General features: G+C 67.7%; 20 protein-coding genes, 2 pseudogenes and 1 CRISPR repeat array (1 of these 23 cut by a window edge). Of the genes and pseudogenes, 12 read left to right on the forward strand and 10 right to left on the reverse strand.

Translation table 11 applies throughout. The annotated features are described in order from the left end of the window. Positions 1-549: a CRISPR direct-repeat array (repeat unit 29 nt; unit sequence CTGCTCCCCGCACGCGCGGGGATGGTCCC); it begins 1,125 nt to the left of the window's first position. Positions 550-586: 37 nt separating this feature from the next. Then, positions 587-1,177, reverse strand: a complete 591-nt coding sequence (locus tag OOK38_RS32150; protein ID WP_266766077.1) for an HD family hydrolase — start codon at positions 1,175-1,177, stop codon at positions 587-589. A 13-nt stretch (positions 1,178-1,190) separates the two neighbouring features. Beyond that, positions 1,191-2,306, reverse strand: coding sequence for a helix-turn-helix transcriptional regulator (locus tag OOK38_RS32155; RefSeq protein ID WP_266849259.1), 1,116 nt, complete (start codon positions 2,304-2,306; stop codon positions 1,191-1,193). A 315-nt stretch (positions 2,307-2,621) separates the two neighbouring features. On the opposite strand from OOK38_RS32155, the gene OOK38_RS32160 reads away from it, so the two are divergent. The 9 genes and pseudogenes from OOK38_RS32160 to OOK38_RS34655 all read left to right on the forward strand — a co-directional run. Next, positions 2,622-2,984, forward strand: coding sequence for an ATP-binding protein (locus tag OOK38_RS32160; protein ID WP_266849261.1), 363 nt, complete (start codon positions 2,622-2,624; stop codon positions 2,982-2,984). Between the two features lie 80 nt (positions 2,985-3,064). Next, positions 3,065-3,409 carry a DUF6415 family natural product biosynthesis protein gene (locus tag OOK38_RS32165; protein ID WP_266849262.1) on the forward strand — a complete coding sequence of 115 codons (345 nt, stop codon included), beginning with the start codon at positions 3,065-3,067 and terminating at the stop codon, positions 3,407-3,409. Between the two features lie 59 nt (positions 3,410-3,468). Continuing rightward, positions 3,469-4,137: a hypothetical protein gene (locus OOK38_RS32170; protein WP_266849264.1), complete on the forward strand. Its 669-nt coding sequence runs from the start codon at positions 3,469-3,471 to the stop codon at positions 4,135-4,137. A gap of 617 nt (positions 4,138-4,754) precedes the next feature. Next, positions 4,755-5,780, forward strand: a complete 1,026-nt coding sequence (locus OOK38_RS32175; protein ID WP_266849266.1) for a radical SAM protein — start codon at positions 4,755-4,757, stop codon at positions 5,778-5,780. Continuing rightward, the gene (locus tag OOK38_RS32180; protein WP_266849268.1) at positions 5,777-6,412 is read left to right on the forward strand and encodes an AAA family ATPase; all 636 of its coding nucleotides are present in this window, start codon (positions 5,777-5,779) and stop codon (positions 6,410-6,412) included. Before OOK38_RS32175 ends, OOK38_RS32180 begins: the two co-directional genes overlap by 4 nt. After that, positions 6,405-6,908, forward strand: a complete 504-nt coding sequence (locus OOK38_RS32185) for a hypothetical protein (protein WP_266849270.1) — start codon at positions 6,405-6,407, stop codon at positions 6,906-6,908. Before OOK38_RS32180 ends, OOK38_RS32185 begins: the two co-directional genes overlap by 8 nt. Then, positions 6,905-7,702, forward strand: a complete 798-nt coding sequence (locus OOK38_RS32190) for an STM4013/SEN3800 family hydrolase (RefSeq protein WP_266849272.1) — start codon at positions 6,905-6,907, stop codon at positions 7,700-7,702. The genes OOK38_RS32185 and OOK38_RS32190 overlap by 4 nt, the downstream gene beginning before the upstream one ends. Positions 7,703-7,720: 18 nt before the next feature. Further along, on the forward strand, positions 7,721-8,155 hold the full coding sequence (locus OOK38_RS32195) for an NUDIX domain-containing protein (protein WP_266849274.1): 435 nt from the start codon (positions 7,721-7,723) through the stop codon (positions 8,153-8,155). A 7-nt stretch (positions 8,156-8,162) separates the two neighbouring features. Beyond that, positions 8,163-8,455: pseudogene (locus tag OOK38_RS34655) on the forward strand (Tn3 family transposase); the annotation flags it as partial. 20 nt (positions 8,456-8,475) lie between these two features. Here the strand turns inward: OOK38_RS34655 and OOK38_RS32200 are convergent. The 4 genes and pseudogenes from OOK38_RS32200 to OOK38_RS32210 form a co-directional block, all read right to left on the reverse strand. After that, positions 8,476-8,834: pseudogene (locus tag OOK38_RS32200) on the reverse strand (transcriptional regulator); the annotation flags it as partial. Positions 8,835-8,892: 58 nt separating this feature from the next. After that, a complete protein-coding gene (locus OOK38_RS32205) occupies positions 8,893-9,696 on the reverse strand; it encodes a DUF6082 family protein (protein ID WP_266849276.1) in 804 nt (267 codons plus the stop codon). Beyond that, positions 9,678-9,971, reverse strand: a complete 294-nt coding sequence (locus OOK38_RS34660; RefSeq protein WP_354006131.1) for a DUF6313 family protein — start codon at positions 9,969-9,971, stop codon at positions 9,678-9,680. The genes OOK38_RS32205 and OOK38_RS34660 overlap by 19 nt, the downstream gene beginning before the upstream one ends. Next, the gene (locus OOK38_RS32210; RefSeq protein WP_266849277.1) at positions 9,968-10,384 is read right to left on the reverse strand and encodes a DUF6313 family protein; all 417 of its coding nucleotides are present in this window, start codon (positions 10,382-10,384) and stop codon (positions 9,968-9,970) included. The genes OOK38_RS34660 and OOK38_RS32210 overlap by 4 nt, the downstream gene beginning before the upstream one ends. 708 nt (positions 10,385-11,092) lie before the next feature. Here OOK38_RS32210 and OOK38_RS32215 point away from each other — a divergent pair. Continuing rightward, on the forward strand, positions 11,093-11,605 hold the full coding sequence (locus OOK38_RS32215) for a hypothetical protein (protein WP_266849278.1): 513 nt from the start codon (positions 11,093-11,095) through the stop codon (positions 11,603-11,605). A 118-nt stretch (positions 11,606-11,723) separates the two neighbouring features. On the opposite strand, the gene OOK38_RS32220 is transcribed toward OOK38_RS32215, so the two are convergent. The 4 genes from OOK38_RS32220 to OOK38_RS32235 all read right to left on the reverse strand — a co-directional run bounded on the left by OOK38_RS32220 (position 11,724) and on the right by OOK38_RS32235 (position 15,608). Continuing rightward, positions 11,724-12,725, reverse strand: a complete 1,002-nt coding sequence (locus OOK38_RS32220) for a pentapeptide repeat-containing protein (protein WP_266849280.1) — start codon at positions 12,723-12,725, stop codon at positions 11,724-11,726. A 5-nt stretch (positions 12,726-12,730) separates the two neighbouring features. Continuing rightward, a complete protein-coding gene (locus tag OOK38_RS32225) occupies positions 12,731-13,225 on the reverse strand; it encodes a hypothetical protein (RefSeq protein ID WP_266849281.1) in 495 nt (164 codons plus the stop codon). Positions 13,226-14,472: 1,247 nt separating this feature from the next. Then, positions 14,473-15,150 (reverse strand): AlpA family transcriptional regulator, encoded by a 678-nt coding sequence (locus OOK38_RS32230; RefSeq protein WP_266849283.1) that lies wholly within the window; start codon positions 15,148-15,150, stop codon positions 14,473-14,475. A gap of 119 nt (positions 15,151-15,269) precedes the next feature. Further along, the gene (locus OOK38_RS32235) at positions 15,270-15,608 is read right to left on the reverse strand and encodes a hypothetical protein (RefSeq protein ID WP_266849285.1); all 339 of its coding nucleotides are present in this window, start codon (positions 15,606-15,608) and stop codon (positions 15,270-15,272) included. Positions 15,609-16,165: 557 nt separating this feature from the next. Here OOK38_RS32235 and OOK38_RS32240 point away from each other — a divergent pair. Continuing rightward, positions 16,166-16,477 carry a trypco2 family protein gene (locus OOK38_RS32240; protein ID WP_266849287.1) on the forward strand — a complete coding sequence of 104 codons (312 nt, stop codon included), beginning with the start codon at positions 16,166-16,168 and terminating at the stop codon, positions 16,475-16,477. A gap of 11 nt (positions 16,478-16,488) precedes the next feature. Then, positions 16,489-20,535: a trypsin-like peptidase domain-containing protein gene (locus tag OOK38_RS32245; RefSeq protein WP_266849289.1), complete on the forward strand. Its 4,047-nt coding sequence runs from the start codon at positions 16,489-16,491 to the stop codon at positions 20,533-20,535. Positions 20,536-20,684 lie beyond the last annotated feature (149 nt).

Below are 20,684 nucleotides of genomic sequence, written 5' to 3' on the forward strand. Positions count from 1 at the left end.
GTCTTCTTCAGCGTCGCATCGTGAGCCCGCTCCTGCTCCCCGCACGCGCGGGGATGGTCCCCACATCCGACCGCCACACCAAGACGGCAGATGCTGCTCCCCGCACGCGCGGGGATGGTCCCTCTCTTCACTCTGGGCGGCTCCTGCCAGCCGGCTGCTCCCCGCACGCGCGGGGATGGTCCCTTCGAGCCCTTCGTGTAGAAGGTCGTGGTGACCTGCTCCCCGCACGCGCGGGGATGGTCCCTCGGCGGCGACGAGGAGTTCGACGGGATCCAGCTGCTCCCCGCACGCGCGGGGATGGTCCCGGGCCCGTGGTCGCGGTCGTCAACGTCCCGGCCTGCTCCCCGCGCGCGCGGGGATGGTCCCATCCGCACGGGCCGGGTGACGATCACCCCGTCCTGCTCCCCGCACGCGCGGGGATGGTCCCCAGCCTTGGGTGGGGGAGACCAACTCCAAGTACTGCTCCCCGCACGCGCGGGGATGGTCCCGACCACGGCGACCCGGGCGCGTTCCCGATGGCCTGCTCCCCGCACGCGCGGGGATAGTTTCCCGGACGTGCCGCGCGTCATCTGAGAGACCAGGTGGATCAGGCCTGCTCTGTGTTGCTTTCGCCGAGTGCTGTGCGCAGCCAATCGAGTGAGTCTGTTTCGAGTACCGCTTCGGCAAGTGCATGGGCGGTTTTCGTCGTGAGGCGGCTGCGGCTGTTGTCGATCCAGCGCTGCGCGTTCTGATATCCCTGGGCCTTGTACTCGATGCCCTGGATCAGGCATTCCAGCTTGTCGGCGTCCCGTGCACAGACTGCCTCCGGGGTTTCCTTGGCTTCGTATTCGTCGATCAGCTCGCGTACGGCCTGAGCCAGAATTTCGGGCATCTGGGCGACCTGGTCGGCGGTGACGTGGCGGGGGTCGGCCTGCGGCGCGTATTTCCTGCCCAGGTAGTTCACGTCCCCGGTGCGGGATTCCTGCGAGTCGTGCCATACCGCGAGGAATGCCGCCCTGGCTGGGTCCGCGCCCTCCAGCTTGGCGATTATCGTCGCGATGAGGGCAGTACGCCACGAGTGATCGGCGACCGACTCCGGCTCTTTGACCCCGGCCATCCACCATCCCGTGCGTGCGGTGTTCTTCAGCGTCCCCGCCTCGTACAGGAAGCGTGCCACCGCGGTCAGGTCCTCGGACACCGTCAGGCTCCTCTCACGCCTCGGCGAGGCGGATCGCGTACCGGATGCTCTCCAACTCCCGCCGTCCGCGCGGCGAGAGTCCCCCGCTATCCAACATGATCGACAGCCTCTCGCGCAGGTCCCGGGACGCTGCACCCGAGCGGAGCAGGCCGGGCCGGGCCTGGAGGAGGGCCCAGACGCTGTGGATGTTGAGTTCCACATAGCCGTGCCCGGGCGTGATCCCGTCGACGAGATGTTTCAGCAGCCTGTCGCCTGCCCACGGCCCCGGAGAGCGGTCGGCGATGAAGGCGTCGGAGAGCTCGACTTGCCTCACCTCGCCGACCCAGTAGCCGAAGTAGTTGAGGTTGGCAGCTTCTCCGGCATCGTCATCCACCAGTGCGGTGTCGATGAAGTGAGACATGCGATCAACGTCGCCCTGTCGGGCGGCAATGGCTGCCACACTGCGAGCGTTCAGCCAGTCGGTGAGCCAATCGGCCGGCCGCTCGCTGCGCTGCTGGTGAACGAGCCAGTCCTCCGTGTCCGTCTCGCGGTCGTATCCGCACAGGTAGAGGGCTTGGCGACGAAGGAGGAACTGGTCCGTACCGCGCGCCTGCTCTGCAGCACGCCGCATCTGAGCGAAGAAGCCTCGCCGCTCAGCCGACGACAGTTCAGGCCCGGATCGAGCCGGTCCGCGGCGAGAAAGGGATGGTGCGGGCAGGTTCCGCACGGGTTGTGGCGGGACGCCGTTGAGCGGCCACACCAGCACTTCGGCGAACTCGCGTTGCATAACCATCGCGCCGAGCAGGCTTTCCTCGACCGGGGAGCCTTCTTCCAGAACGCCTGCGAGGAGCACGTCGGCTTCCAAGGCGCGCTCCAGTACGTGTAAGAGAGCGGACGCGGTACCTATCTGCATCAGCCGGCGGCGGTGGACGAGCATCTGCCCGACAGGCACCGCGGTCAGTGGACGGCGCCCGGTCTCCCACCCAGCGATCGTATCCAGGCTCACCTTCAGGCGCTCGGCGATCTCCTCCTGCGTGAAGCCTTGCTGCTCCCGAATCACCCGCCAGACATGCCCGCTGATGACGCCGAAACGGCCGCGCGAATTCGTACCCGTACTACCGGTCAGGGTTTGTCGAGGGCTCGGCCGCATGGGAGGTCCAATCCGGGCAGCTTTCGGCAAGCCACCTGTACTCGCGGTCACTTCAGCAGTTGCGACGGTTTATCTACCGTAATCGCCATCCCCCGCGAGCCTAGTAGGGAGGCAGCAACTCATGGGTCTGGTTCACGCTCACCAGCCAATCGTGCCAACTCGCCCTGACCGGTGCTGCAACCCGTTACCGAGGTTGAGATGACGTCGACAGCCGTACGGATGCATCGGACAGTCCCCAATTGCGATGAGGACGTCATGGGGTTGACCTTCGAGGTTTCTCCGCGTCGTGGCGGCGCCCCGCCCCGAGAGAAGGACATGCGCAAGGTCGGTGCCATACGGCGGATCGCGGCCGCGCGCCTCAGGTACTGCGGGCTGGAGGCGATGACGGACGACGTCACGCTGATCGTCTCGGAGCTGTTGACCAACGCGTTGCTGCACAGCGGAACGACGGAGATCAGCCTGACCCTCGCTGTCTGCGACGGCTTCCTTCGGATCACCGTGCGGGACGGTATGGCCGGATGCGCCGAGCCCGGTGAGGCCGATGAGAGTGCCGAGTCGGGGCGTGGTCTCGCTCTCGTTGACCACCTGGTTGAGGAGAACGGCGGCGCATGGGGGACCAGAGACGCAGGCGCGGTCACCTGGTGCCGTCTCACCGTTCCGGCCGAGGAGAAGGCGTGATGGCTGCCGCCACCGTCCCGGGGCGGACCAGGGCGGTACCTGTGTGGACGCCGCCGTTAGCCTCTGAAGCCTTGGAAACAGTGCTGACCAAGATCCGTGGATGGCAGCCCTTTGACGGTGAATCGCTCCTCGACGACGTCGGCGCGGTCCTTGACGATGTCGTCCCTGCCAAGGAAGCCTCCGGCGACCATGACATGCGGCTTCGCTCCCATCTGATGCAACTCGTCGCGATCGCCATCGCCGCGGAGGCCGGCCAGAAGGACTCGGAAGCGGAACGCCTGATCGAGCGGGCCCGCCGGTTACGTACCGAGGCGATGCCGGGCGAACACCTCCAGGCCGTGGGGCACCTGCGTCGGATGGCCTGGGCGGTCAACGAACTCCACGAACGCCTTGGCGCGATCAAGTGCCTGCGGGAGGCGGCCTGATGTTGGATTCCCTTCTTCCGCACAACCCGCCCGCCCCGTCGAGAGAGACGCATCGTTCCATGCCTTCCATCGCAGCCGGACCGGCCGTAGCCCCGTACGTCATCCAGCGGTTAGGGGAGGAGGCCGCGCCCGACAACCTGGTCATCAGGCGCACCGCTCCGGGCCGAAGCCGCCTGCACTACCTCGACGAAGATCCCCGGGACCGTGATCCGCGCGGTGTGCTGTACGCGCGGGTCGGCTGGAACCCGCTGGGCGCGGACGGGATGCCGACCGGGGAACCGCAGTGGAAGTTCATGCACCCGCACCGGCAGATGATGACCATGCAAACCCTCCGATGCCAGGTCTGCACCCAGCCCGCCCGCACGAAGATCGGCTTCATCTTCCTTGCAGGGCCCAGGGACGAGGACCCCACCCGGGCCGAGATCCTGACGAACCAGCCCCCGGTGTGCGCCAGGCACGTCCGCACCGTTGCGGCGCTGTGCCCGCACATGGAGAAGCAGCCGATGGTGTTGCTCGCCCAGAGCGCACCCATGTACGGCGTGAGCGGAGTCCTCTACGGCCGCCTCGCCCGCGGGGGCCTGCACGTCGTCGCCCGCCCGGACATCGCCGTGCCTTACGGAAACCCCGACCTGGCCACGTTCCTCGCCTCGCAGATGGTCCGCCGGCTCTCGAGCTTCCGAGTCCTCGACCTCGGCGAGCTGCTCGAGGAACTCGGCACGGCCGCATAGACCCCTGCCCGGTGGCCCGGAAGACCGTCCGCGCCCAGGCCATCGGGCAGGCCGTACGCCCAGCGCAGGGAGCTGCTGGCCGATCCCCTACAACCCGGCTCTCCCTTCCCGCGCTGGTGCTCACCCCCTTCGCCGCTCTTCCCCCGGCGCGGCGAAGGGGGCCCCACGCGCCTGTATCTGACCGTCCACGCCACGGAGGAACGATGACCAGCCTCAGGGTCCCCACCGTTCCCGGGCAGACGATCGTGACCATCGGCGAGAGTTCCCGACGGCAGGGAGTGGGGTCGCGTGCAGGGAAAGGCCCGAAGCGAGCAGCTCGCGGTCGGCCCCTCCTTGCCGCCGAGCGGAGCGGTCTGTTTCACGACGTGACCACACACAGCGGACACCCAGCGTTCTCCGCTGCGCCCCTGCTTGGTGATGCCCGGCTGGAGAACCTCCGCAGGCAATACGAGCGGGGCATCAGCCACTGATTCCCGACTCGACTCCCGGCGCGGGGCGCTGCCCGAAGTCCCCCTCGGGCTCAGTGAATTCTCGTTCCAGCCCACTGCCTTCGCCGCCCTGTCTCTCCCGACGGGGCGGCGAAGGGTCCGATCTCACGGAATGCTCTGGAGGCCAGCATGCAACCGCTGACTCATCCTGTAGAAGCCGACGCAGTCGACTTCACAGCACTGAAGAACTTCGCCGCCCTGCGCGGGCAACTCCGCGTTTCCTTCACGCCGCGGTGCAACATTGCCTGCTGGTTCTGCCACAACGAGGGTGACGTCCCGCCCCCGCTGACCAGGGCGGACCGCTCCCGGCAGCCGCGCACCCGAGCGCTGGACCCGGACAGCTACCTGGCGCTGATCCGCTCCCTGACGGCCGAGGGCCTCAAACGCGTGTACTTCACCGGCGGGGAGCCGCTGTCTTCTCCGATGGCCCGGCCGATCCTGGAAGGACTGCCGGAGCAAGGGCCGGACGGCTCTTACACGCTGATCACCAACGGGACCCGGGTCCGCACTCACCGGGCGTGGCTGTCGCGCACCCCCCTGGACAAGGTGAAGGTATCGCTCCACTACTTCTCCGACGAGAGCCTGAAGGCCATCGCCGGGACCCGCATCGGCATCGACACCGTCCTCGACGGCATCGAGGCGGCCCGGGAGATGTTCCAACGGGTGGAACTGAACACCCTGCTCCAGAAGGAGAACGCCCACGAGGTAGAGCGCATCCTCGACTTCGCCCTGGAACGCCGCCTGCCCGTGCAGTTCATCGAACTGGTCGGAACAGACTTCAACGAAGCCCGGGCCGCCTCAGCCGTGTCGGCCGAAGCGATCCTGACCTACCTGCGCACCCTGACCTCGGACGAGCACGTCGAAGTCGCCGGGGTGGGCCAGGGCCGGCGCGTCTTCCGCATCGACGGCATAGAGATCGACGTTATCCACCGCAACCTCGGCCGGCACCACGTCGGCCAGTGCGGCACCTGCCTCCTGCGCAGCCAGTGCGTGGAGGGCTTCTGGGCCCTGCGCGTCGACCACAACGGCGGCATCCAGCCGTGCCTCTTACGCGATGACCTGCGCCTGAGCGTGACCGAGCTCCTAGCCGACCCGCAACGGCTCGTGGCAGCCGTCGCCGGGCACGTCACAGCCTTCACCGAGGGGACGCTATGACCCACATCCCGCCGCCCTACCAGCCCTTCTCCTACGAGACCGACCACCCGATCGTCGTTCTGGAAGGCGTGTCCGGCGTCGGCAAGTCCACGCTGGCCAGCCTGCTCGCCGCACGCCTGAAGGCATCCACCTTGCACACACTGCCCGACCCGCACACCGACTGGTCCCCGCTCATCGAACGCACGCTGCGGCCGCTGCCTCAACTGGGGTTCTACCTGTCCGGGCTGCTGCACGCGTCCGACCGGATACGACAGGCCCAGGCACACGGGCCTGTGGTGGTCGACCGCTACCTGTCGTCCGTCATCGCCTGCCACCCTGCCGTCCACAGCGTCCCCACCGATGCGGTGACCACGCTGCTCGCACCCTTCCGCCCCTACATGGCGACGCCCACCCGCACCTACTACCTGCGCTGCGCGGAGGACGAGCTGCGCGAGCGGCTGGCCACCAAGACAGACACGAAGAGCGACGACACCGACCTGCTCAACATCCCCGACCGGCTCCCGCGCCTCCTCACCAACTTCGCCAAAGTGGCCGAAGCCGACGCCACCGCGGTCTGGCTCGACACCGACGACAAAACGCCGGACGAGCTCGCCAACTGGGTCATCGCCGATCTGGAGCGCCCCCTTGCTTAACCCCATCGACACGGCCGCGGTCATCCGCGACGGCGGCGCCGTCGGGCACTACCCCGGCGAGATCCACGAGGCCGTCGGCTGGTGGCTGGGCGCCTGCCTGGTCGTCACCATGAAGACCTCCCGTCTCGCCGTGGCCCACGACGGACACCCGGTCAGCGTCGAATTCGCCGACCGCCTGTGCCGGGGCGCAATCAACGCCGAGCACTACGCCTGCCGCGTCCGCCACCTCGGGCAGCAGCCCGAAGAGGAACTGCTGGCCGCAGCAAGCGCCCTTGAAGCCCCGGCCGCGTGGGTGTCCGCGAGAACCGACAACCGCACCGACACCGTACGGATCCGCCTCTACACCCCGCTCGGCACGCTGCTGGACGACACCACCGGGCTCGCAGCGATCCGCGACCTCATCGCCCGGGACCGCATCCCGATCCCCGTGAACACCCAGGCCAAGGGCGCGATCGAGCTCTGGCCCCCCACGTCGGCAGACGGAGCCCACCCGTGATCAACGCAGCAGAGATCATCGAGTCCGGCACCAACATCCTGTTCGTCACGCTCGACTCCCTGCGCCACGACGTCGCCCACCGCGCGCTCGAGGACGGCCGCACACCGCGCCTCGCCGGGCTCCTTCCGGGCGGACAGTGGGAACGCCGACAGACGCCCGGAACCTTCACCTTGCCCGCCCACATGGCGTTCTTCTCCGGCTTTCTGCCCAAACTGCCCCAGCCCCAGCAGCCGGCCCGCCTGTGGGAGTGCCGCCCACCAGCCTTCAAGAAGGTGCCGCCCCAGACGTTCGTGTTCGACGCCCCCAATCTCCTCGACGGACTCGCCGCGCACGGCTACCGCACCGTATGCGTCGGCGGGGTCACCTACTTCTCCCAAGAGACCCCACTCGGCTCGGTACTGCCTGCAATGTTCCACGAGGCGCACTGGCGGCCCGAGTTCTGCTCCCCGGAGCCCGATTCCACTCGCCATCAGGCAGACCAGGCCCTCGCCATCGCCGATCACTACGACGGCCGCTGGCCGTTACTGCTGTTCGTCAACGTCTCCGCCACACACGTCCCCCACGGCCACTACCTGGGCAACAGCACGGACAGCAGCGCCTCACAGGCGGCCGCGCTCGCCTACGCCGACGCCCACCTGGGTCGGCTGCTCGACGGGCTCTCCGCCCGGGGACGGTGGCTGGTCATCATGTGCGCCGACCACGGCGATGCCTACGGAGACGACGGCTTCCACGGCCGCGGCATCGCCCACCCTGCCGTGTGGAATGTGCCTTTCGCCATATGGGTGCACAACTGACCGCTACGCTCGATCCGTATGAGCGATGGATCGATGCGTGACGCCTCCGTGGTCGTGGCGCGCGACTCAAACGGCCTTGTTGCACTGCTGAGCGCCGACTTTCCCGCCCACGGAGGCGAGTACCTGTTCCTGCCCGGCGGGCGCCGTGAAGACGGAGAGAGCGCGCTGGACTGCGGCCGCCGCGAGCTGCGCGAGGAAGCCGGAGTGAGTGCCGGGCAATGGCGGCAGCTGGGATCACACGCCATCACGCTGAGCTCTCCGGCACGCGTCCACATCTACGAGGCCCGAGACCTGACACTCGGCGCCCAGGAACTCACCGAGACGGAGCAGGACTTCAAGCTGATGTGGTGGCCGATGGCCGATGCGCTGCAAGCTGTGCACGACGGGCGGTTCCTCCTCCCCGCCGGGCCGCTGGCCCTGCTCCTCTCAGATCACCGCCCTGCGAACAGCTGAGGGGGGTGAACCGGAGTCCCTGACCTGGCTGAAGACCACCACCGAGGCCATGTTCCCCAGGATCGACCTACCGGACCTGCTGTTCGAGGTCCACTCCTGGACCGGCTTCCTCGACTCCTTCGGCCACGTCTCCGAAACCGCCGCACCCGTATGGAGGGCCTGCTCGTCTCCATGGTCGCCCTGCTGGTCTCCCAGAGCTGCAGCATCGGCCTGACCGCGGTCATCGACCCGAACAACAAGGCGCTGACCCGCTCGCACGTCGACCAGAACTACGTGCGCGCCGGCACCATCGCAACGGCGACGCCGCCCAGTCCCGCATCGATCAGGTGCAGCGCCCTCCTCGTTTCGCCGCAGCGGGTCTCGCACTCTGCCTGGACCGCGTCCAGCCACGCGAGCAGCTCGACTGATGCCGGGCCAGGGCGAGCGTAAGCACGGGTGGCAAGCATTCGTTCGAGGCCGCATCCTGGTCGCTCTTGCAGGCGGGGATGAACGCCGGGTGCGCAAGGATCGCATCGCCCAGCAGCGCCTGCAGAGCACGCAGCAAGGTCTGATCGGCACGGTCCGCGTCGCACAGGTCGAAGAACTCGATCCACCCCACAAGCAGCCACGCCTGCGCGAGGACGGCCGCGGTGCGCTGCTTGGTCTGCTTGGCAGCCTCCTGCAGCAGGGCACAACCCAGGGCCCGCGCACGTGGAGACCGAGCGGAAAGGGCGTCAACGCCCACGAGGTCTGGCTGTTCAGGATCGGTCCTCGGGAGCTTCGCCGACAACCCACCACTCGTCTGCGTCTGACTCGTCCAAGTCGCGTGCAAGGCTGTCGATCATGCGGCCAATCCTGCTTTCCACCGATCTCTCCGGCAGGCTGGCTCGGTGATATCGGGTGGCTTCCCAGTACTCGCGGAAGATGCGGTTCTGAAGCAGCACTCTGGCATGTCCGTGGAGCTCTCCCCAGTCGAGGACGCCGGTGCGGTAGGCGTAGAGCGCGTGCACGTAGAGGGCGTTGCTGAAGAGGAGTTGGCGCTGCCGGCCCGGAGATACGTCTGCGTCGTATGTGTCGAGAACCGCGGCGAGTTCTGGATCGTCCATGGCCTTCGCCAATAGCTCGTACTGCATTCGGTAAGCGGCCGTTTGGGCGTCTTCGCTTCGGAAGCGGGACAGTGTCTTGGCGCGCTTACGCGCATTCCGGAGGGTGGTGATTCGCCGCTTCGCTTCTCCGCCTTGTCCTGCAAGGCTCCCGGCTGCCTGCATGCGCTCGACCGCCGCCGCTGCCCCGGCGGAGGCAAGTCCCTTCGCCTTCCGCAGCCCCTCAGTCAGCGCACTGGAGCGCCGTGCAGGCCGGGCGGAAGAACGCAGCAGTACAGCGTGCCGGCTGACGAACGCGTCAATGTCCTCGATAGTCGGAGCCCGGCGCAGTCCCACCTGTGCGATATCTTCCGCAGCCGCTCGAAGAGACTCGGGCGTGGCGTCGTCGAAGACTCCGGCAAGCATGTGTCGGATGACCTGCTCTGTAGGTGTTCTCTCAGTCATGTTCGCCGTCGCCACCAAGACATCGAGGGACGTTGTGTACCGCAAGCCCAACACTTGTGTGCCCGCGCCAGACCATGCGCCAACATGCGCGCTATGTCCTCAGCGCGGCGCTCTGCCTCCCTGCGATCCAGCGACTCCAATTCCCGAGCGTGGTCGGCTATATACCGGATCGTGCGCGTCCAATGATCCTTCGCCAGCTGAACGTTGCCCCGATGAGGATTGTTGATGAAGTCATCCGCGAACCTCGCTGCGTCGCCTCCTTCGGCGGCCAGGTCGTCCAGGGATCTCATGTACCACCGCCAGCGGCCGGGGGTCCCGGGCCACCGGACTGGCTTTGCATCCGGTCCAGCAGCTCGGCAATGTCGGTCGAACGGCGACGCTCGATCTGCCGGGTGACGAGATACCCGGCTGCCGCTCCGGTCAGGCCCGGTACCAGTAGCCATCCCGCCAGGGAGAGGAGGTAGCCGTACCAGGGATGGCGGGAGCTGGCGGGCGCTGTCAGACCCACCAGGACCTCGTACGCCGTGGACCACCCCAGTAAGAAGCCTCCGAATAGATACAGGACGCCGAAACCAGCGAGCCACACGGACGCCCGTGTCAGCAGCCAGTGATGAGCCCGGTTCAAGAAGGCGACGGATCGGACGAGATCCCGCACTTCCTCCCGCAGGGTGTCACTCGGCACGCCGGGTGCGGGAGAAGCCATGACCCTAACGTAGCGAAGCGGCCGCGTTCCGTCAGCACCACCTAGGGTTATCGCATAAGTGTGCGGTTCCATTAGGCGTGCTGCGCGATCTCTACGGCGTTCTGCAACACGCTTTCACTTGCCTCGATCGACCCGCCTGCCGCGAATGACTGCGGATCGACGTGCCACACCCTTGGCTGCGTTCGGTCTACTGTTCGGCTACTTCGAGTTGCTGTGCTGGATATCGGGATACCTCAGCGGCCTATTCGGCGAGGCTTCCAGGCGTCCGCTCGGGATCGGCGGTCCGAGCGTTGCGGCCCCTGGATAGGCGGGGTGCATCTCGTGGTCTGCGCCGGACACGAGCACGGACGGCAGTCCGACGCCCCCACATCCCTGGCCCTGCCCGGTTACACATCCTGCAGCTGGCACAGAGGACGGAGATCTCGATGCCGTCGGACTGTGGACCTTCGACGGCTCCACCACCATCGCCCACACCTCGGGCGCTGTGAAGCGGATCGGCCCGCAAGGGCTGTGGGAGGTGCCGTGCATCTCTGGCCTCGGGTGTACGGCAAAAGCTCTACGGAGAGCTTGTTGGCGCCCCCGACATTCAACTCTGCGCCCCTCCTTCCAGGTTGAGTGAGCAGAATCCTTGGTGGACGGGCATGGCGAGGTTCTCCTGCACGGCTCAGGGAATCCGCGTTCGAGCTGACCTGGGGTGGGGTGCGACAGGTGGATGTCTCGACGGCAATCAACGTTGGAGCCGTCGCCGTGTCGATCTTCGCGTTGGCCGTGTCCTCGTGGCTGGCAAAGAACCAGTTCGCGGCCCAGCGGCATGGAAACCACGTCGGTCCGCTGATTGAGCTCCTCACCGAGTTCCGCTCGCTTGAGTTTCATCGCAACTACGCCTTCATCCGTGACGAATTGCCGATGATGTCCAGCGACGGAGGAATCTCAGGGCTCGACGAGCAGGTGCAGCGGAAGATCTATGACGTTGGATACTTCTTTCAACTCTACGCAATATTGGTCTATTTGGACATCATGGACGAGCGGTCCGTCAGCGCACTGCTGCGCCATCAGTGCATTGAGGTCTGGACGGCTCTGGAGCCGTTCGTCAGACAGGAGAGGGCACTCCGAGGCCTGCCAGAAGGCGCCATTCTCAACAAACTTGAGGTCTTCGTCGCCCGGCTACTAGCCAGTCCTCCCAGTGATGTACCGAGGCTGGCTCTGCGGCGTCGCCGTTGACTCTGGGCGTGGACCGAGAAGTCGCCAGTGAAGCGGGGCCCGCTCGAGCCGGCCGAATCGTTCTGAAGCCCAAGCTTTCACAACGCCTACAACGCTGGCCTCTGTTGGGCTCACATGTTCATCTTTTATGAGGTTCGCCGGCAAGGCGGTGGACCGTGGTTCGGAAGACGACCCATACCCCATCGCTCACGCGCAAGGACCGGGCCAGCATGAGGCTTTCCAGGTCTGATGGCCATTGGGTGGCTGCTGTCCAGCGGGCTCCGGACAGGCGGAGGAGGCCGCGGCCAGTGTGTTGCCAGGGCCCGGTGTCGATGTCGTCGAAGACGGCACCGCTGAGATCGGCTTCCTCGAAGTCGGTCTTCCAGAGCTGGGCACCAGTGAGGTCGGCGTCCCGCAGGTCTGCGCCGGCGAGGACGGCGCCGCGCAGATCGGCACCTCTCAGGTTGCAGCCGCGGAGTTGGCCGCTCTTGAGCTGCTGTCGCCGCAGGTCTGTGCCGCTGAGGTCGGCCTCCTCCAGATTGGCAGTATGAAGGGCTGTTCGCAGACGCGCGTTTCTCAGATCGGCGCCGTGCAGGTCGGCATGGTGCAGGTCGGCGTTTCTCAGGTCGGCGCCTTGGAGGTCTGCGCTGCGTAACGTCGCGTCAGAGAGCACCGCTTCGCGTAGGTCCGCACCCGTGAGCCGGGCGTGGGCGAGGGTTGCTTTCGGCAGGCGTGCGTTGCGCAGATCGGCGTCCGTCAGGTCCGCGTGCCGAAGGTCGCAGTTGTTCAGATGGGCATCCCTCAGATCGGCACTGCGCAGACCAGTACCCTCCAGGCTCGCCGAGGTGAGATTGGCTACCTGAAGATTGGAGCTGTCGAGGTCGGCGTCCCTGAGATCCGCGTCGCGCAGATCAGCCCCGCGCAGATTTGCCCCAGGCAGGACCGCTCCGCGGAGACTGGCCTTGTGCAGCCCCACGTTCACGAGCAGTGGGCTCTGACTATCCCGGGCCCTGCCCAGGCGTTTGGACACAGTGTTCCGTTGGCGCGCGCTGGGTGTGCCGGGACTGGCACCGGTCTGAAAGGCTGGTGCACGACGCGAGAGAACGGAGACGATACGGCCGACGAAGCTGTCTGCACGCACAGCGGTCACTCTCCCTCAGAAGTGGCGGTTGCCGGACCGACTGCCGACTCAGAAGAGGAGAGCGAGCCTCCCGCTTGCGGCCCGTTGCGGGCTGTGTTGTCCTCCACCTGCGGCAGGAGTATGCCTTTGTCGCCGTGGACGAGGAGAGGGACCATGGTGGTCAGCTTCTCCAGCAACAAGGGTGCGGTAGCCCCCGTCAGCACGGCAATCCACGCCGAGGCCGTATGGGGTGACGTACTCACCACGGTTGCTGACAGACCTCCGCCGACCATGATGCGCAGCGTCCCGGCGATGCTGTAGGCGAGCAAGCCCGGCACGGCCAACTCCTGCGGCGGCTGGTGACCGCGACGGGTGGGAACAGCGGCCCGGTTCGGGGTGAGCGTGCTTGCCCCCACACACCACGGCAGTCTGTGCCAGCGGCGAACCGCAATGATGAAGTCGAGGGCCTCCATGGCGAAACCGCCAAAAGCGCCCCACGCCACACCTTCCCAGAGTTGCATGGCAGCGACGATAGGCAGGCGCACAGAAGCCAGTGGGGGATGACGGAAAGCAGGGATCCCATGAGCTGATTCGGCGCCGCTGTGCCGCTCTGAGCCCAAGACCTGACGCATCGTGACCGCTTGCTCCGCTCAAGCCCACCCCGACGGTCGCGTCCGGCGTAGCCGCGGCAACGGACCGCTGCAGGCATTGAGTCGACCCGGGGTGCCTCATGCCGGCTGCACAGTACGCTTCCCTGGAACGAGCCTTGGTCTGCAAGGGGCCGGGCGCCGAACAGGAAGTGCGGATCTTCGACGCCACAGCAGGAGACTTCGTCACCCACGGGCAGGACCGCACGGCAGTCCTGGCCGACATCCGCAGGATCCTCACGTCCATCAAGCCAGAACGGCCGCTGTGGCCCGGAGATCACCTCTTGGCGGCGCCCCCTGGCGAATGCGCGTGAAGCACTCACTGCGCTCGCTTCCCGTAGCGTCCTACGGCGCTGCCATCCTCGTAGCGCATGTGATGCCTCTCTCCGGAAGAAGGCTCGGCCCGTGAGGTGAGGCGAGCGCCGCGCAACGGCTCACTCTTGGCAAGGTCAGGGAAGGCACTCGCCGGTTTCACGATCCGGCCCCTGGGTAACTTTCCGATAGCTCTACGTGACCGCGATGCGTGCTGTCACGCCCCGGCGAATCGAGGTAGGCAAAAGGGACAATCCCGGAAATGTAGGTGACCCCGCAAAACGGCGCTCTCCCAAAAAAATGCCTAATACGGAGAGTGCCAAAAGTGTTGCCCACTATTCCTTCGAAGTGGCTGCTCGTTGTTCTCAAAACGCTGCCACTCATGGTGATTGTCCTCCTCTCGGCGCCGGCGTGGATCTGTTGGCCATTCCTCTCTGAACGTCGCCAGCTGGTGGTTCTCGACATGGTCCGAGCCCTCGAAGATTGGTCGCTCGGTGCGGCCGTAGAACAAGCCCGACCACCGACCGGGAAGCCAAGATAGTGAGGGTCCTGTCCGTCCATGGACGGACCCGTCCACGCGTCGTCGTAGTGCTGTGCTGCATGCGGAGACCGTCGGCGGTAGCGGTGGAGCCCCGCCAGTGGGCGGGGCTCCACGAACGATGACCGGCTCGCGCCGGGTTGGAGCCCGCCGCGGGGCGAGGTGGCGAGCCGCGTCATACCGGCCATCGTGCAGTCTCCGGGCCCAAGCGGGGACAACGAGCCCCATACCCGAAGACCGCGATTGTGGGGACGGTGTAGTACCCGCCTCGTCAGCCGCGCTGCGCCTTCTGCTCGAGGATGCGCCGGCGCGTCCATGCCCGCTTGCCGCGGTCAGAGAGTCCGTCGGCTTCTTCCAGCAGCGGCAGGTTGCCCTGCGACAGGGAACTGCTGAAGGAGTTGAGACTCTTGAAGCCGAGCAGCGCTGCGGCCTGGGTACCTGCCAGCAACTCGTCAGGATCGCCGTGGGCCGGCACGTCGGGCAGCGCCGGTGCCTGCCGCGTCGCTCCCGCCCGCTTGCCCTTGCCGGGCCGGGTGGCACGCCAGTCGGCAATGGTCCGGCGGCGCCATTTCTGCCGCTTGTAGGTGCCGAGTTCCTCGACCTCGTCGGGCGCCGGGAAGTAGCCCGGGTGCTCGATCAGGTAGGTGGTGATCTGGCTGCGGTTCTTGTAGCCCAACAACTTCGCGACCTGCGCGGCGTTCAGCAGCTCGTCCGGATCCCCGCTGGCCAGCGAAAGCTGCTGCAGACGCGAGGGCTCCCTGGCCTCGTACCAATCGCGGACTTCGGCCAAATCCCACAGCCGTGCGCGGCCGCGCTGGTGGACATGCTCGGGGAAGTCGTTCTTCTCGCGCTCCGCATACAGCGAGTTGATGCGACCGACGCTGAGACCGAGTTCCGCGCCGAGCTCCTTGGAGTCGACGGGGTCCTGCTTCTTCGGCTTGCCGGCCATGGTGGTCGCATCCGTCCTGAGCGAGGCGGGCCGGCCTCTCCGGCCCAAAACTCATAATGGCAGCAATCTCGGAGGGGTGTCCAGCGGCCGGCGCAACCTTTCCCAACGATTGCGGCGCGTTAGTACGTCTCAGCAAGGAGACAGACACCCTGGCGCGCAGCATGTGCCGCCAGTTCGTCGAACGCCATCGCACCTGGAGCGTGCTGCCACGAGGCCAATGCCAGGAGGCTCAACGCCTCCTCCCGGGTTTCTGCGCCGGGGAAGCCTGCCTCCGCGCTGTTCAGACACAGCTGGCCGGTGGACAGCTCGCGGGATTGATCCGCGAGCTCCCTACGGGTCTCCTCAAGCCCCTGGTGGTAGAGAGCGTTGCCCTCGTACAGCAGTCGGCGCAGCCGTGCTTCCGCCGCGGTGGCGGACTCGGCGGCGAGCTGCAGGAGGAGCTCCGTGATGGTGGCCATGACAGTCAGTATGCCTTTCAGGCGGGACCGCCGAAGGGGGCGGTGAGAGCGGCGCGCGGGGGCAGACGGCCGGGGCGCGGCCGCGGCGCTCCGAGCGCGATCAACTGCTCTTGGGTGTAGCGGTGTCCTGTACTTGGCGGCGGATCTTCTGCGCGGTCTGGGAAGGCGCACCGCATCCGGCGTCCTGGTGATGCCCGGACACGTCAGCTACCCCTATCGCAGTGCCGATGAGGTCTCCAAACCGCTCAACCGGACGGAGGTCGAGGACGCCGTCCACTTCCAGCACCGCACCATCGAGCGAACGGCGTACGCGTCAGGGACACGCGCCCGAGCGCGGTGCGGCCGCGCCGATGCCGCTGTAGACCTCCTGGAACGCCTCCGTCACCTCGGCGGTGAGCCGGGCGGTCTCTGCCTCCCCTCGTCTCGATGGGTTGGGTCCGTGTCGAGACGGAAGGAGGTGCGCGGGCGCGTCAAGGTCAAACGAATCCGGTTCGCATGCGAGCAAGGTAGCCGCCTGACAGACTCATGGATATCGACGTACGTGGAGGCAGCATCTGATGAGCGACCCCGAGGGCGTGCCCCTGGCCGACTACATCCGCGTACTCCGCGATCAGTTGGAGACGGCACAGCAGGAAGGGGCGGGCCGCGGTGTCAAGTTCGGCGTCGGGGCTGTGGAGCTGGAATTCGAGGTCACGATGACGCGGGAGGCAGGCGGGCGCGGCGGGCTGAAGCTGTGGGTGGTTGAGGCGGGCGCCGACGGCAAGCGCAGCGGCGGCCGGACACAGCGTGTGCGGATGACCCTTACGCCCACCGACGACGCCGGCCAGCCGCTGTCGGTCACCGATCGGCTGCCCGAGCTCCCGCGCTGAGGCCAATGGTGGTGGACTCGCTTGCCGGGCGGTGCGCCGAGGTCCTGGTCGAGCAGGACGGCGGCACCGGGTACGGCTCGGGGCTGCGGCTGGCGACGTCCTTGGTGGTGACGGCCGGGCACGTGGTCGAGGGCGGTGGGTCGGTCAGGGTGCGGCTGTCCGGCGGCGGCCCCGACGAGAGGGTCGTCACCGGCCGGACGGTGTGGCGAGGTGCCCGGCTGGACGTCGCGCTTGTCGAACTCGCTCCGGGCGTCCACCTCGACGAGGTCGCTCCAATGGCCATCGGAGTTGTACCGGACGAGGCTGACGGACGGCTTCCGTTCACCGCGATCGGCTTTCCGCGCCATCAGAGCTGGACGGACACGGACACGGCGACCTGGCGCGACAGCGATCAGATCGACGGGGTGATCCCGCTCGGGTCGAGTGTGAAGCGGGGCCGCCTGCTGCTGCATCGGGCGGATGGCCGCCGCCTGGAGGCGCGCGACTGGAGCGGTTTCTCGGGCGCGGGCGTCATCTGTGAGGGGTCGGCTGTCGGCGTCGTCGTGGAGTCGGCCCACTCGGGCGGGCTGGAGGGCGTGCGGCTGGCTGCTGTGATCGGCGCGTACGAGCCGCGCGCGGAAGGCGAGCGCGAGCCCGATCCGAGTGCCACTGCCGCACGTGAGCTGCTGGCCTCGCACGGCGTCGTGCCGGAACCCCTGCGCGGGCAGGAGAGGCGCCGCCCGGCCTACGAGTCGATGTTGCGCCAGTACGCAGCCCGGTGCGCCGAACTGACCGGCCGCGACCGGGAGCTCGCCGGCCTCCTCGCGTTCGCGACCGGGCCGGACCCCTACCTAATGCTCGTCGCCGGTCCCTGGGCCGGAAAGACGTCGCTGGTGACTCGCTTCGCCACAGGGCCCCACCCCGGGCTGGACGTGGTGTCGTTCGTCATCTCCCGGCGCGATGGGCAGATGCGCGTCCAGCAGTTCCACCGGGCCATGTGTGACCAGCTCGCCACCCTGCTGGGCGAGTTCCCGCCCGCCGAACCGGACGCTGCCGCCTTCCACAGCCTTTGGGAACGCACGATGCGGATCCCCGGACGTTCCCTGCTGCTGCTCGTCGACGGCCTGGACGAGAACGACTTCCGCGAGCTGGCCGAGCCCAGTATCGCCGCCCAGCTTCCGACCGCTCTCGGCCCGGCGGCACACGTCCTGGTGACGAGCCGCCATTCTGACGTGCCGCTCGACGTGGACGGCAGCCACCCGCTGCGCACCTGCCGCCGCCAGGTGCTGACACCGTTCCCCGCGGCGACGAGCCTGCTCCTGCGCGCCCGCCAAGAGCTGGATCAGGTACTCGCCGAACCCGTCCCTCGTACCGTCCTGACCACGATGACGGTCGCCGGCGGCGCGCTGAGCAGCAGGGACATTGCCTCGATCGTCAACGACTCCGCGCTGGCGATCCGCCGGACCCTGGAACGGGGGCTCTCCCGAGTCGTGGAGCCGCGCCCCGGTACGCCGACCCGGTACACCCTCGCCCATGACACCCTGGCCGTCGCCGTCCAGGAGGACCTGGAACCCGAGGAGTTCACCCATACCCGCACCGCTATCGACGGCTGGGCCCTCGGCTTCGCCGCGGCCGGCTGGCCCGACGACACCCCGGACTACCTGACCCAGGCGTACCCGACGCTCCTGCTCACCGAAGGCGCAGGCCGGACGCTGGCAGCCCTGGCCTCGCCCGCGCGCCGCGCCCTGCTTCGCCGCCGGACCGACGGCGACCTGGCCGCGCTGTCCGAACTGTCGAACGCGGCAAGGCTCCTTGAGGCAGCCCCCGACTGTGACCTCACCCTGCTGACGCGAGTGTCGCTGCTCCGCAAGCGCATCGAGGACGACAACTTCACCATGCCCTCCACGTATCCGCTGTTGCTGGTACGCCTCGGCCGAGCCGAGGAGGGCATCCAGTTCGCCCGCGCCCTGCAGAACACCTACGTGCAGGCCGACGCGCTGCTGGCGATCGGCGAGCACCTGCTGGACAGCCAGCGGACCGAGGCGCGGAACCTCATCCACGAAGCCATGGCCGTACCAGGCAGGTTGCCCCTGGAGCAGATGGCACATACGGTGCGCGCAGCCCTCGCGTTCGCGCGGCACGGCGAACCAGGCGCAGCCGACATTGCTCGCCGAGCCGTCACCGAGAGCGGCGACGACCGAGGCTGGTCCCTCACCACCGTCGCCGACGCACTGGCCGAGATTGATCCCGCGCTGACACGGACCCTCATCGAGGAGGCCATCGAAGGCGCCGATACGGAGGACCGCCCCGACTTCTGCGGCCTCCTCGCGCCGGCGTTCGCTGTTCTCGGTGACCTCGACCGCCTCTTCCAGCACCTCGCCGACCTGGACCTGGACGGCCGGAAACGAGCCCTCCTCACCGCCTGCAGCGAGCACGTCGCCAAGGGAGGCCGCCGGAACGTTCCCGAGCCACTCCTCACGGCCCTGAACGATGAGTTCCCCGCTTCCGAGCTCGTGGAATCGGCCGCCTACCAGGACGAGGACCGGGCCCGTCATCTGCTCGCCCTGCCCGCCTCGGACTCTCCCGATCTCGATCTCGTGGAGCTCGCCTACACCGCCCTCGCCGCCCACGGCCTCGATCCCCGACAGCCTTGGGCCACGGACGAGCTGCTCGCCGACGCTACGACGTCTGCCCGGGCCAACGACCACCTCTCATTGGCGCTCTCCCTGGCCCAGGACATCGCCAACCCCGGCATCCGTGCGGACCACCTCACGGAGGTTGCCCTGGCGCTGCTCGACTCCGACACACCCCAGGACGCCGCTCCCGTCGTGCGCGCGGCGGAGGCGGCCCTCGATGAGACCCGGAACACGCCGCCTCCCACCGTCCTTGCGGCCCTCGCCCGGGCCGCCGGCACCGCCGGACGAACGGACCTGGCCACACCGGCCCTGGCACTGGCCTTCCAAACGGTGCTGCAGGCAGGCCAGGACACCCGTGCCACGTGGGAGGCGCGGACTGTGGCAAGCGCAGCCGCTTGGCTCGGCCACCTCGACCACGCCCTGAGGATCGCGGCCAGGTTCGAGGCAGACCAGATCGACCGCATCGACATCCTCCTGGACGCCGCGAGGGCCGTCGAAGCCCACGGCGATCACCGCTCAGCCGATCTCGACCTGCTCATCGCCCAGGTGGCCGAAGGCATCCAGAAGTCGACGGACCCGAGCGTGTCCGGCTGGCGTACCCGCGTCACTCACGAGCTCATCGCCCTCCACCTCCGAGCCGAGCACGCCGACGCGGCCCTCAATCTGGCACGCCGGCTTGACAAGACAGATCTCCACGGCCGCGCACTCGAGTTCCGCGCGCAGCTGCTGTCGGACGACATCCCCGCGGCGATCTCCCTGATCCGCGAAACGGCCCTGACCATGCCAGCGAGTTCCCCGCAGGACATCGCCCGCAGGCAGGAACAGGCAGCAGCGATGATCGTCGAGATGTGCGACGCCGGCCACCAGCCCCTGTGCCGCGACGTCACGGCTCAACTCGCTGGAACTGCAGACCCAGACGTGACGTTGGACAGCGGCCTGTGGGCCCGCCCCTGGCTCACCGCAGCCTGCCAGGCCACCGGCCTCACCGAGGACTTCACCCGCCTTCTGGACACGCTGCGGCACACCGTCCTGGTCACGGGCGCCCACTATGCGACGAACACCGTGCCTCTGGAAGCAGTGGTCCGCCTGCGCCTCTGGGATCGCTACCACGCCGAAGCCCGTCGGCTGACCGGGGTTCTGGCCGAGGGCGTCCTTGCCGACCTGGTCAAAGCGATGCTCGACGCAGGCTTCCTGACCGAGGCCATCCCCCTCATCGACGACCTCCAGGATGGCCACGCCGACTGCCTGGCCCTCGCGGCGGCCGTTAGCTTCCCGCCGCCCGTCGACCTGGTCAAGCGCTCCCTGGCCCACGGCTTCGCCGAGGACGTCATTGCCCCACTGGCCGCCCTGGAACCGGCATGCCTGCAAGAGATCGCAGCCCAGCTCGGGGTGATCCAGCTGCGCGCCGAACAGGTGACGCTTCGAGCCCCCAGGAACAGCTGACCGCGCACTCGGGCGAGTAGTCGTGCGGGGCGTAACAGACCTGCCACTCGGCCTGGCCCCAACCCGCTTGCCCAGCTGCGGTGACGCGCCAGAACACCAGTACCGTGCTGCTGTGAACAGTGACAATGCCGACCGTCGCGGGCTCTGGG

Origin of the sequence: Streptomyces sp. NBC_00568 (assembly GCF_026341855.1) — a bacterium.
In the GTDB taxonomy this organism is placed as follows: domain Bacteria; phylum Actinomycetota; class Actinomycetes; order Streptomycetales; family Streptomycetaceae; genus Streptomyces.